11 protein-coding genes are annotated in these 11,781 nt (G+C 62.5%); 9 read left to right on the top strand and 2 right to left on the bottom strand.

All coding sequences use genetic code 11. The annotated features are described in order from the left end of the window. Positions 1 to 22 precede the first annotated feature (22 nt). Genes J0909_RS05615 through J0909_RS05605 form a run of 3 tightly spaced genes read left to right on the top strand, consistent with a single transcriptional unit; the run spans position 23 to position 1,617 of the window. Positions 23 to 673, top strand: coding sequence for a biotin/lipoyl attachment domain-containing protein (locus tag J0909_RS05615; protein WP_207261180.1), 651 nt, complete (start codon positions 23 to 25; stop codon positions 671 to 673). A 21-nt stretch (positions 674 to 694) separates the two neighbouring features. Next, the gene (locus tag J0909_RS05610) at positions 695 to 1,036 is read left to right on the top strand and encodes a hypothetical protein (protein ID WP_207261178.1); all 342 of its coding nucleotides are present in this window, start codon (positions 695 to 697) and stop codon (positions 1,034 to 1,036) included. A gap of 44 nt (positions 1,037 to 1,080) precedes the next feature. Beyond that, complete coding sequence (locus J0909_RS05605; protein ID WP_207261176.1) at positions 1,081 to 1,617, top strand: single-stranded DNA-binding protein; 537 nt, start codon at positions 1,081 to 1,083, stop codon at positions 1,615 to 1,617. A 226-nt stretch (positions 1,618 to 1,843) separates the two neighbouring features. On the opposite strand, the gene J0909_RS05600 is transcribed toward J0909_RS05605, so the two are convergent. Further along, a complete protein-coding gene (locus J0909_RS05600) occupies positions 1,844 to 3,064 on the bottom strand; it encodes a Fic family protein (RefSeq protein ID WP_207261174.1) in 1,221 nt (406 codons plus the stop codon). Positions 3,065 to 3,221: 157 nt separating this feature from the next. Beyond that, positions 3,222 to 3,758 carry a helix-turn-helix domain-containing protein gene (locus tag J0909_RS05595; RefSeq protein WP_207261172.1) on the bottom strand — a complete coding sequence of 179 codons (537 nt, stop codon included), beginning with the start codon at positions 3,756 to 3,758 and terminating at the stop codon, positions 3,222 to 3,224. A 164-nt stretch (positions 3,759 to 3,922) separates the two neighbouring features. Here J0909_RS05595 and J0909_RS05590 point away from each other — a divergent pair, with 164 nt between their 5' ends. The 6 genes from J0909_RS05590 to trsM all read left to right on the top strand — a co-directional run bounded on the left by J0909_RS05590 (position 3,923) and on the right by trsM (position 11,780). Then, complete coding sequence (locus J0909_RS05590; RefSeq protein WP_207261170.1) at positions 3,923 to 4,420, top strand: YbaK/EbsC family protein; 498 nt, start codon at positions 3,923 to 3,925, stop codon at positions 4,418 to 4,420. Between the two features lie 376 nt (positions 4,421 to 4,796). Further along, on the top strand, positions 4,797 to 5,813 hold the full coding sequence (locus tag J0909_RS05585) for a molybdopterin-binding protein (protein WP_207261168.1): 1,017 nt from the start codon (positions 4,797 to 4,799) through the stop codon (positions 5,811 to 5,813). 68 nt (positions 5,814 to 5,881) lie between these two features. Beyond that, the gene (locus tag J0909_RS05580) at positions 5,882 to 8,599 is read left to right on the top strand and encodes a molybdopterin-dependent aldehyde oxidoreductase (RefSeq protein WP_207261166.1); all 2,718 of its coding nucleotides are present in this window, start codon (positions 5,882 to 5,884) and stop codon (positions 8,597 to 8,599) included. A 69-nt stretch (positions 8,600 to 8,668) separates the two neighbouring features. Continuing rightward, positions 8,669 to 10,915 (top strand): pyridine nucleotide-disulfide oxidoreductase/dicluster-binding protein, encoded by a 2,247-nt coding sequence (locus J0909_RS05575; RefSeq protein WP_207261164.1) that lies wholly within the window; start codon positions 8,669 to 8,671, stop codon positions 10,913 to 10,915. Beyond that, positions 10,912 to 11,127, top strand: a complete 216-nt coding sequence (locus tag J0909_RS05570) for a DVU_1557 family redox protein (protein ID WP_207261163.1) — start codon at positions 10,912 to 10,914, stop codon at positions 11,125 to 11,127. The genes J0909_RS05575 and J0909_RS05570 overlap by 4 nt, the downstream gene beginning before the upstream one ends. Before the next feature lie 2 nt (positions 11,128 to 11,129). Further along, positions 11,130 to 11,780 carry a DVU_1556 family methyltransferase gene (gene trsM, locus J0909_RS05565; RefSeq protein WP_207261162.1) on the top strand — a complete coding sequence of 217 codons (651 nt, stop codon included), beginning with the start codon at positions 11,130 to 11,132 and terminating at the stop codon, positions 11,778 to 11,780. The last annotated feature ends 1 nt before the right edge of the window (position 11,781 follow it).

The raw sequence follows: 11,781 nt of genomic DNA, 5'->3' as shown, positions 1-11,781 counted from the left end.
AGAGCGCATTAGAGGAAAAATAGTGCTGAATATAAAAGAGTTGCTCGATAAGGTAAAGGCCTCTCCCTACCGCGAGATCGTGGTTCGCGCACCCCATACCGGGGTGGTCGCCTTTGCGGCCGTCAAGCCCGGAGAGAAGGTCCACGGCCCGCGCGGCGAGTTTTTGGAAAAGCCCGGCACCCTGCTGGCGCACCTGACCCGCGAGAAGAATGAAAAGTCCATCCCGGCCCCGGAGAAGGGCGTCATCGAAGTCGTGCACACGCAACACGAGGGCCGGTTTGTGGAGGCGGGGGAGCCGCTGCTGACCATCAAACATTACCTGACCCGCAAGGAAGTCATTGAGCTCATCCTGCAGGAGGCCCTGTATTTGTTCCGCGCTCCGGAGCGGGCCAAATACTACTTCGTGCCCGAGGTGGACCAGAAGCTTAAAGTCTCGGGCAAGCGCTCGGTCAAGGTCCAGGACGGCATGGAATTTCTCATTGTGTCCCGCATGAAGCGGGAGACCCCCTTGGTCTATTCCGGGCCCGAGGGCATCATCTACTCCGTCTACTTCGGTCGCGGCGATAACGTGGATGAGGGCGAACCCCTCATCGGTGTTTGTCCCGAGGACCAGCTCACGGTCATCCAAGACGTGGTGGCCCGCATTCAAAGCGAGTGGGAAGAAGAGGCGTAGACAACCGGCGGGAGGCTTATCATGGGCAGATTGTTGCAGATTCGGGTGTCGGCGTGGACGTACAGCGAGGACGAGGTGCGCAAGACGTGGCCCTCATTGTGGAGTCTGGCCTGGGAGGATAGCTCCGCCATCCCCAAGAAGGGCGTCATGGAGCTGGCCGATGCGATCTTCGACGCGGTCCGGGCCGGGCTGATCCCCGACAACCAGGCCAAGGCCCTGCGCGCGGACGCCGAAAAGGCCGATAAGCTGCGGTTGGCCATCGAGAAGGCCCTGGGCGACTGGCAGCCGGGCGAAGCGGACAAGCTCACCTACGCTCTGGAAGATACCATGGATGCGCTGGAAGACACCGCCGCCAAATTTTGATATTGCATTGTTATAGATGAATCATATCCCTGTAAGGAGTTGAAATGGCTGGCAGCTTGAATAAAGTAATCATCATCGGTCGGGTCGGGCAAGATCCAAAGGTTTCCTATACCACTTCGGGCCAGGCCGTGGCCAATTTTTCCGTGGCCACGGACGAGGGGTATCGCGACCGCCAGACCGGCCAGCGCGTGGAGCGCACCGAATGGCACCGCGTGGTGGCCTGGCGTCAGCAGGCCGAGTTCGTAGGCAATTATCTCAATAAGGGGCGTCTGGTTCTGGTCGAGGGCAAGCTGCAGACCCGCAAGTGGCAGGGCCAGGACGGACAGGATCGCTACACCACGGAGATCGTGGCCGACAACGTGCAGGGGCTCGATCGCGCTCCCGACGGCCAGCAGCCCCAGCCGGGCGGTTATCAGCAGCAGGGCGGCGGCTATCCGCAAAATCGGCCGCAGCAGAATCGTCCGCCGCAGAACAACAATAATTACCCGCCGCAGAACGATAACGGCTATCCGCAGGAGGAAGAGGACCTCGGTCCCGCCTTCCCGTCCGAGGCCAGCGGCATGGACGACGTGCCGTTTTGATGAGCCGTGTTGAGCAATTATCCAGTTCTGGGTTGTCGGCAGTGCTGTTAAGCTAGAACTGGTAAAGGTTAAGTAAAAGTTTGGGGGTGGTTTCAACCACCCCCATTTTTTATGGTTTTAGCCTGCTGAAGGCGGCGTGGCCGGAATGGAATTCACCGGCTATGCGGATGATATCGATTCGGGCGGCGGCATGACCTTCCCGCAGGGGCGGGGCGGCCGGGTTCCGTCAGATCTCCGGCGGAGGGGCCCCGAGCATTTCCGTGTACTCCGGGCCCAACACCTCGGGCCGGTACAGCGACGGGAAATAATAGGGCATGACATGGAAGGGCAGGGCCACCGTGAGCGGGGCGCGATGGCTCTCGGAAACCAGGAGTCCTTCGTCCAGAAGCTGCCGGACGAGCCGCCGGGAGCTGGTCTCGCTGGTGTTCAATATCTCCGGGGCCTGGCCCCGGGGGATCCGGCCCTGCATGAAGACGGCACGCAACAGGCGCGACGCCCGGAGGGGAAGTCTGTCGCGCCGTTGCGAGCGTTCGCGGACGAACCACTCGATGCGTTGCTCGACCTTTTCCAGGCGCAGTTGCCGTGTCATGAATCGGGCCTGGTCCAGGCAGACGCCGAGGAAGAATTCACAGAAATCAGCCAGCCGTTCGTTCAGGGATTCCGGCGTGTCGTCGGGCGCAGGATCGACGGAAAAAAGATTGATCATGTATTCCTGCTTTTGCCTTGAGAGGCCGCGCGACAGGGACCACAAGTTGCCCCGGTTGATCTTGGCGCGGGTCATGAACAGCCCGGAGTGCAAGCGGGAGACGCGCCCGTTGCCGTCCCGGAAGGGGTGGAGCCAGGTGAGCTGGTGGTGGGCTGCGGCCATGGCGATCAGCCGTTCGTCTCCGTGGTATCGGGCCACGTCGTAATCCTCGGCGAACCGGGCGAGGCATGCGGGCAGGTCCGCGCAGGCGGGGCCGTGGGCACCCGCATCCCGATGCACGGCGACCTCCAGGTCCCGGAACTCCCCTGGGCGCACCTCAATGTCGGTGAATCCGCGCTCCTCATGGGTGAATCGGTGTTCGGGGGGCAGATGGGAGTAGAACTCCCGGTGGATGGAGCGCAGCATTTCCGGAGAGCTGACGTTCAGCTCCGGGTCTTGTTCCACCAGGATCATGAGTTTCTTTTCAGCGACCACGTGGGCCCGGCACAGTTCCTGCGCATAGCGGTTGTTCTCATCGGCGCTATAGCCGTCGTTCAGAGCCTTCTCGATGTCCGGAATGAAGGTCTTATGGCCTTCGATGAGGTTGCTGTAAAAGGAGTTGAGAAGGCGCAACTGGTCGCCCAGGGCACGGGCCGTCTCCAGGGCCACGCGGCCTTCCAGGGCCGCCGAAGTGGTCAGGACGTCCTGAGCGATGTCCTTCAACGGGCCGAGGTATTTGCCGTGCGGTAATACCGGCTTCAAAGCTGGCTCCTTTTGGCTGGTTTGTTGGCTGGTTCTTATGCCTGTCCACTAACTTGAATATACAAGATTTTATGCCCGGTCAAGATAGTGGTTTAGGTTTGATTTGGCTGGTTCGTTGGCCGGTTCTTTTTTTGCCCCGGATTCTTGGGGTGCAATCCTATGTGTAGCAGATGATGTTCTGGAACACGACGACGCCCGTGGCCGCCCTGTACTGGTGGGCCACGTCGGCGTGGAAACGGTGGGCGTCGCCCTGGGCCAGCCGGTGCACCTTGCCCTCGTAGATCAGGTCGAGAACCCCCCGAAGGGTAACCACATGCTCGATCACGCCAAAGCGGTGGGCGGCGGATCGCTGGTGATGGCCGTTGGTCAGGGTCACGTGGAACATCTCCATGCGTGTGGCCGCGTCATAGGGAAAGACAACGCGGATGGCCATGTCCGGGTCGTTGGGGAAGGGCACCTGCCGGTAGTCCGATCCGGGCCGGTCCGTGAAGAACGAGGAGAAGGAAAGATTCAGCCCGCTGGCGATCTTCCACAGGGTGGCGATGGTCGGCGCGGATTCCCGTCGTTCGATCTGGCCGAGCATGGCCTTGGACACGCCCGTGAGCAAAGCCGCCTTGTCCAGGCTTATTTCCCGTTCCTTGCGGCATGTTTTCAATCGATCGGCTATGGCCGAACGGATGTCGTCAGCAGGCACGCTTCCTTCCTTGGCTTGGCTTTTTTTTATTCCGCTTCCCGCTTGTGCGTTTTAGCATACGGTGCTAATTCCTTTCTTGTGCGTTATCACGTCCGAACAAAATTCTTAGCAGGAGCCGATGGATCGGGCAAGGGAAACCGATCTGCACGGCAAGGAGGATCAGCATGGCGGAGAAGTTGAGCAAGAGTGCGCAGCGTGTGCAGGATTTCCTGTTGAAACAGGGTGATGACTTCGATGTGCGGGAATTGACTTCGTCCACACGGACCGCTTTGGGCGCGGCGAACAGCATTGGTTGCGCGGTAGCGCAAATCGCCAAATCCTTGGTCTTCCGTGACCGGGCCACGGGTGACCCTGTCTTGGTCGTGGCCTCGGGCGCCAACCGGGTGGATCCGGCCAAAGTTCGTGCCGCGACATCCCTGGAGCTGCAACGGGCGGATGGGAATTTCGTTAAGGATCGCACTGGGTTTGCCATAGGCGGTATCCCCCCTGTGGGGCACGGGACTCCGTTGCGCACCGTGCTGGATCAGGACCTTCGGCAATACGACGAGATCTGGGCGGCCGCCGGGACGCCGCATGCGGTTTTCCGGCTTACTCCAGACCGGCTGGGCGCACTGACGAATGGGCAGTGGATTGACCTTTGCGAAGAGCCGCAACCAGAATGATATACACATAGCGCACTTGTTTTGTTGAATGTCTTAGAGAAATAAAAATAGTGTCCGCCGGGCGTGTCTCTGCCTGACGGATATCCTGCGGTTGCGGTGTGTTCGAAAAACGCACACATAACATTATGGAAATTTTACGCTAAATTAATAGGAGATGGTTGACCTGTCCTTTCCCTCGGAATATGTTAAGCCCAACTCGGCATAATCGCACGATCGCCGAAGTTAAGGGTGCTTAAGGGGCATTGTGGGATACGTATATCCAACTATTATGTCTAGATAGACACAGTGCGCCCGATTTGGACAGAAATGGGTCGTCGTTCCCGCGGCAACGGGGCGATGCATCTACATATGTTGAGTCTTTATTAGTGGAGGAACAATGAAGACCGTTCCCGTTCAGGATGCCGTCGGCATGGTCTTATGCCATGACATGACCAAAATCGTTCCCGGAGAGACCAAGGGGCCGGTTTTCCGAAAAGGCCACATCATTGCGGAGGAGGACATCCAGACGCTGCTCGAAATCGGCAAGGAGCACATTTACGTTCTGGACATGGAAAACGGCTGTATTCATGAGAACGAGGCAGCCCAACGTATTGCCCGCGCGGCCGTAGGGCCGCACATCACCCTGTCGGACGTGTCCGAGGGGCGCATCAACTTCATTGCCGAGCCCGGCCTGCTCGACGTCAACGTCGAGGCTTTGAATCGCATCAATTCCATCGAAGAGGTCGTCCTGGCGACCATGCACACCGGCCAGCAGGTCACGGAAACCCGTCCCGTGGCCGGTACCCGCGTTGTCCCGTTGGTCATCAACGAGGAAAAGATCCGTCAGGTGGAGGCCATCTGTGCCGAGTACGATTACGTGGTCGGCATCCGTCCGTTCCGTCGGTTGTCCGTCGGCCTGGTGACCACGGGAAGCGAGGTCTATCACGGCCGCATCAAAGACAAGTTCGGGCCGGTCATTCGCAAGAAATTCTCCAACCTCGGCTCCGAGGTCATGGGCCAGACCCTGACTTCCGACGACCCGGCAATGACCCGCGACGCCATCATGGCCTTCATCGCCGGCGGTGCGGAGATGGTCGTGGTCACGGGCGGCATGTCCGTGGACCCGGACGATCAGACGCCCACGGCCATCCGCCTGACCGGGGCGGATGTCGTTACCTACGGATCTCCCACGTTTCCCGGCGTCATGTTCATGGTCGCCGATTTGAACGGCGTGCCCATTCTCGGGCTGCCGGGTTGCGTCATGTACTATCGGGCTTCCGTGTTTGATCTGATCGTTCCGCGCCTTGTGGCCGGGGAGAAGATCACCCGCGAGGACATCGTATCCTTGGGGCATGGCGGGTTTTGCGCTACCTGCGAGGTTTGCCGCTATCCCATCTGTCCCTTTGGTAAATAGATTCCGGTTCCCTTGGGGAGCCAAATGTATCTGCGAGACAGTGAGAACAAATTAGGAGGAAAACTGTTATGATCAAAAGGACGCTCCGAGTAAATGGAGTCTCCAGGAACGTCGTGTGCGAGCCTGAGGAGTCCCTGGCCAACGTGTTGCGCCAGAATCTGGGATTGACCAGCGTCAAGATCGGTTGCGGCACCGGTCAGTGCGGAAGTTGCACCATCCTGCGGGATGACAAGTTGGTCCGGTCCTGTTCCATCAAGATGAAGCGTGTCCCGAACAACACCAAAATCATGACCCTTGAGGGTCTCGGCACTCCCGACAACCTGCACCCCATCCAGATGGCTTGGATCGCTTACGGCGGCGCGCAGTGCGGCTTCTGCTCCCCCGGTTTCCTGGTCTCCACCTATGCGCTGCTGCTCGAAAACCCGAGCCCCACTCGCGACGAAGTCCGCGACTGGTTCCAGAAGCATAAGAACGTCTGCCGTTGCACTGGCTACAAGCCCCTGGTGGACGCCGTCATGGCCGCTGCCGCCGTTATGCGCGGCGACAAGTCCATGGACGACCTGATCTTCAAGATCCCCGAAGACGGCCGCATCTGGGGTACCAGCTACCCGCGTCCGTCCGCCGTGGCCAAGGTCACCGGCACCTGGGACTTCGGCGCCGACATGGGCCTGCGCCTGCCCCCCGGAACCCTGCATTGTGAACTGGTTCAGGCCGAGGTTTCCCACGCCAACATCCTGTCCATCGACGTGACCGAGGCCGAGGCCGTTCCCGGCGTCTACAAGGTCGTGACCCACAAGGACGTCAAGGGCAAGAACCGCATCACCGGCCTGATCACCTTCCCGAGCAACCTCGGCGACGGTTGGGATCGTCCCATCCTGTGCGACGAAAAGATCTTCCAGTACGGTGACGCCATCGCCATCGTCTGTGCCGACACTCCGCAGGCGGCCAGGGAAGGCGCCAAGCTGGTCAAGGTCGAGATCGAGCAGTTGCCCGAGTACATGAACGCTCCGGCGGCCATGGCCGAGGACGCCATCGAAATTCACCCCGGCACCCCCAATGTCTACTACGTCCAAAAAGAGGCCAAGGGACCGGATACCAAGCCGATCTTCGAAAAGGCCGACGTGGTCGTGGAAGGCGATTACTACACCCAGCGCCAGCCGCACATGCCCATCGAGCCCGACGTAGGGTTCGCCTACATCGGCGACGAGGGCAAGCTGGTCATCCATTCCAAGTCCATCGCCATTCACCTGCACCTGCTCATGATCGCACCCGGTCTGGGCGTGGAGCCCGAGAACCTGGTCCTGGTCCAGAACCCGACCGGCGGCACCTTCGGCTACAAGTTCTCTCCGACCATGGAAGCGCTGGTCGGCGCGGCCGCCTTGGCCACCGGCCGTCCCGTGTTCCTGAACTACACCTGGAAACAGCAGCAGCAGTACACCGGCAAGCGGTCTCCGCAGTTCACCACCGTGCGCCTGGCCGCCTCCAACGACGGCAAGTTGCTCGGCATGGAAACGGATTGGACCGTGGACCACGGCCCGTATTCCGAGTTCGGCGACCTGCTGACCCTGCGCGGCGCGCAGTACATCGGCGCCGGTTACGATATCCCGGCCATTCGTGGCGAGGGCCGCACCGTCTGCACCAACCACTGCTGGGGCGCGGCCTTCCGCGGCTACGGCGCTCCCGAAGCGGAGTTCCCCTCCGAAGTGTGCATGGACGAGCTGGCCGAGAAGCTGGGCATGGATCCCCTGGAACTGCGGTACAAAAACGTCTACCGTGAAGGTTCCACCACGCCCACCGGCCAGGATCCCGAGGTCTACTCCCTGCCCGAGATGATCGACAAGGTCCGTCCTCACTATGAGGCGGCCAAGAAGTACGCGGCCGAGAACTCCACCGACGCCAAGAAACTCGGTGTGGGCGTGGCCATCGGCGTGTACGGTTCCGGTCTGGACGGCCCGGACACCGCCGAGGTGGACATCGCTCTGAACGAGGACAACACCGTCACCGTGTATTCCGCCTGGGGCGACCACGGGCAGGGCGCGGATATGGGTACCCTGGGCACCGCCCACGAAGCCCTGCGTCCCCTGAACCTGACCCCGGATCAGGTCCACCTGATGATGGGCGACACCAGCTTCGCGCCTCCGGCGGGCCCCGCCGGCGGTAGCCGCTCCCAGGTCGTCGTGGGGCAGGCCACCAAGAACGCCTGCGATCAACTCGTGGCCGCCATGAGGAAGCCCGACGGCTCCTTCCGCACCCACGAAGAGATGGTCGCCGAAGGCAAGGAACTGCTGTATCACGGCAAGTGGACCGCTCCGGCCAACGACTGCGACGCCAACGGCCAGGGCAATCCGTTCTGCTGCTACATGTACGGCGTGTTCCTGTCTCTGGTGGCCGTTGATCCCGCCACCGGCAAGACCACCGTCGAGAAGATGGTCACCGTGGCCGATATCGGCGTGGTCAACAACTACCTCCTGGTGGACGGCCAGATCCACGGCGGCATTGCCCAGGGCATCGGCCTGGCGCTCAGCGAGGATTACGAGGATATCAAGAAGCACGCCAACATGGGCGGAGCCGGTATCCCGACCATCAAGGATATCCCGGACGACATGGAGATCATCTACGTGGAAAGCCCGCGTCCCGACGGTCCCTTCGGCGCATCCGGCGTCGGCGAGATGCCGTTGACCGCCCCACATGCGGCGATCATCAACGCCATCTACAACGCTTGTGGCGCGCGTATCCGTCATCTGCCCGCCTACCCCGAGAAGGTGCTCGCCGCCCTCAAGGGCTAACGGCACAGAACCGAAATAACGGCGGCCCGTGCCCTTGGCATGGGCCGCCTTTTTCCGTAATGGTGAGCTATGGAACAAGCGGAACTCAGACAGTGGGAATACAAGTGCATCCAGGAGGAATCTCCCCGATGCACGGCGGCCTGCCCCTTGCACGTGGACGCACGCGAGTGCTGTTCCCTGCTGGCTGCGCGCCGCGTGGACAAGGCCTGGGCCGTGCTGGCCAAGACGATGCCCCTGCCCGGGGTGCTGGCCCGAATCTGCGACGCGCCGTGCAAGGCGGCCTGTTTGCGCAAGGACAAGGGCGGCTCCATAGAGATGGGGGCGCTGGAACGGTTCCTGGCGGACGCGGCCCAATCGCCCAAACCGCCCCGCCCCCTGCCGCGCAACGGTAAATCCGTGGCCGTCATCGGCGGAACCATGACCGGACTGTGCGCGGCCTGGGAGATTGCCCGCAAAGGGTTCGCCGTGACCGTCTACTGTACCCGGCCGGACGTGGGCGTTGTCCTGCCCGACGGGGTGCTCGACGGGGAACTCGCGGTCATGGACCGCATGGGCGTGACCATCGAGCGGGACGCCGCGCTTACCCCGGAGCTGGTCGAGGCGCAACTGGAGGGGCGCGACGCGGTCTTTATCGACAGCGACGGCGTGCCCGAAACGATGCTGACCTTCGGCGAGCCCGACGAGATCACGCTCGGTACCAACCGGTTGGGCCTTTTTGTCGGCAGGACGGGCGAGACCTCGCCGGTTTTCATGGCCGCGGCCGGACGTCGCGCGGCCAATTCCATTTTGCGTTTTTCCCAAGGCGTGTCCATGGTCAAGAGCCGTGAGCTCGAAGGTCCCTACGAGACGCGTCTGTACACCCGCCTGGACAAGGTTGACCCGGTCGAGCCGGTCCCCGCCGATGGAGGGTACGACGAGGCGGGCGCCGTGCGGGAAGCCGCCCGTTGCCTCAAGTGCGAGTGCATGGAGTGCGTCAAGGGGTGCGTCTATCTCAAGCACTACAAGCAATACCCCAAGGTCTACATACGCCAGGTCTACAACAACGAGGCCATTGTCCGGGGCACGCGCCAGGCCAACAAGCTGATCAATTCGTGCATGCTTTGCGGGTTGTGCGGGACTGTTTGTCCCGAGGACTTCGCCATGGACGATGTCTGCCTTGAAGCGCGGCGGCGCATGATCGACAAAGGGACCATGCCGCCTTCGGCCCACGAGTTCGCTCTGCGCGACATGGCCTTTGCCGACGGTGTCAAGTGCGCCCTGGCCCGGCACGCGCCGGGCGCGACCGAGAGCGAATACGTCTTTTTCCCCGGCTGCCAGTTGACCGCCACCGACCCCGGCGGCGCGGAGCGCGCCTACGCGGACCTTCGGGCCCGGCTGGGCAAGGTCGGGCTGATTTTGCGTTGTTGCGGGGCTCCGGCCCGTTGGTCCGGGCGCGAAGCCCTGTTCGAGGAGTCCCTGGCCGAATTGAAGGCGGCCTGGGAGGGCCTCGGTTCGCCGCGCATCATCGCGGCCTGTCCTTCCTGCATCAAGACCTTGCGCGAGGCCATGCCGGACGCGGAGATCGTCTCCCACTGGTCCATCCTGAATGCCCTCGGGTTGCCGGAGACCGCCCTGAGGGCGGGCGGGACCTTGGCCGTGAACGACCCCTGCGCCGCCCGCGAGGACGGAGCGTTGCGCGCCGATGTGCGCGGCCTGCTGGATGCCCTCGGGGTGTCTATGGTCGAGCCGGAGTACAACGGCGAGTTGACCCAGTGTTGCGGCTATGGCGGCCTGCTCAACGAGGTGGATCCGGAACTCGGTCAAGCGGCCGCACGGGCGCGGGCCGAGGCCGTGGCCGAGGACTACGTGACCTATTGCGCCATGTGCCGGGAGATGATCGCCCGCACGGGCAAGCGGACCATGCATCTTTACGACTTGCTGTACCCAGGCGACGGCGAACCGGGCGCGCGGCCCACGCCGGGCCATTCCGAGCGGCGCGAGAATCGCGTTCGCCTGCGCGAAAGGCTTCTGCGCGAGCTGTGGAGCGAGGCCGACGGGGTGTCGGCCGAGGATTTCGAGAAGATCCGGATGACCTGCACCGAGGCGGGGGCGGCGGCCATGGAGGCGCGGCGCATCCTGACGAGCGACGTGCAGAAGGTCCTGCTTCAGGCCGAGCGCTCGGGAAGGCACCTGGTCCATGGCGAGACCGGCCGTTTCCTGGCCTCGTTCCGCCCGGCCGTGGTGACCTACTGGGTGGAATACGAATCGAGAGACGACGGGTACCTGGTGCACAACGCCTGGTGTCATCGCATGAAGATAAAGGGAGGGCAGCCATGAGCGTGATCACGGTGCCGGGAACCGGGGCCGGGGGCTGGCGGTGCGCCGCCTGTGACGAGGACATGGTCATGAAACCGGTGGAACTGACCTATCTCAACTCTCAGTTCACCGTGGAGCTGCCTGTCTGCCCGCAATGCGGTTACGTGCTCATTCCCGAACACCTCGCCTTGGGCAAGATGTATCAAGTGGAGCAGTTGCTGGAGGATAAGTAATCGTGTCCTGTGCGCCGCGTCCGCTGTGGGAGCGGGAGGAGCTGCGCGCCGTGGCCGGGCGAACGCTCAGGCCGGGCGGCTTCGAGTTGACCGACCGGGCGGCGGACCACATCGGCGCGGTGCCGGGTTGGCGGGTCCTGGATGTGGGCGCGGGGCTTGGGGCCACAGTGGCCCGGCTGCGTTCGCGTTATGGTGTGCAGGCCTGGGGCGTGGAGCCTTCGGCCGACCAGCTCATCCGGGCGCAGGGCGCACCGGGGCTTGTCCGGGCGCGCGGCGACCAATTGCCGTTTTTGCCGGAAATCTTTGACGCGCTTTTTTGCGAGTGCGTTTTTTCCCTGTTTGAGGACCGGGCCGTCGGGCTGGCCGAATTCCGTCGGGTGTTGCGTCCCGGCGGTTTTTTGGTCCTATCCGACCTGTGCGCGGCCTCATCCGTTCCGGGGGATGGCGCGTCCTGCGCGGACCGGGCCGCACCCTTGGCCGAGACCGCCCGACTGGTCCGCGACGGCGGCTTCACCGTCGAGGTGCTGGAAGATCATTCCGCCCATCTGCGGGACCTGGCCGCCCGGCTCGCCTGGGCCGGCGACGGGGGGGCCTGCGGTTGCGGGCGGGGATTGAGCTATTTCCTGATGATCGCGCGAAAACAAGGAGCATGAC

It is taken from the genome of Desulfovibrio sp. Huiquan2017, assembly GCF_017351175.1.
In the GTDB taxonomy this organism is placed as follows: domain Bacteria; phylum Desulfobacterota; class Desulfovibrionia; order Desulfovibrionales; family Desulfovibrionaceae; genus Pseudodesulfovibrio.
This window is presented reverse-complemented; position numbering and strand designations above follow the sequence as displayed.

What these genes read in the sequence shown, in the direction of transcription:
- J0909_RS05605 (WP_207261176.1), top strand. Translation starts at nt 1,081, where the DNA reads ATGGCTGGCAGCTTGAATAAAGTAATCATCATCGGTCGGGTCGGGCAA.
- J0909_RS05575 (WP_207261164.1), top strand. Translation starts at nt 8,669, where the DNA reads ATGGAACAAGCGGAACTCAGACAGTGGGAATACAAGTGCATCCAGGAG.
- J0909_RS05570 (WP_207261163.1), top strand. Translation starts at nt 10,912, where the DNA reads ATGAGCGTGATCACGGTGCCGGGAACCGGGGCCGGGGGCTGGCGGTGC.
- J0909_RS05580 (WP_207261166.1), top strand. Translation starts at nt 5,882, where the DNA reads ATGATCAAAAGGACGCTCCGAGTAAATGGAGTCTCCAGGAACGTCGTG.
- J0909_RS05590 (WP_207261170.1), top strand. Translation starts at nt 3,923, where the DNA reads ATGGCGGAGAAGTTGAGCAAGAGTGCGCAGCGTGTGCAGGATTTCCTG.
- J0909_RS05610 (WP_207261178.1), top strand. Translation starts at nt 695, where the DNA reads ATGGGCAGATTGTTGCAGATTCGGGTGTCGGCGTGGACGTACAGCGAG.
- J0909_RS05585 (WP_207261168.1), top strand. Translation starts at nt 4,797, where the DNA reads ATGAAGACCGTTCCCGTTCAGGATGCCGTCGGCATGGTCTTATGCCAT.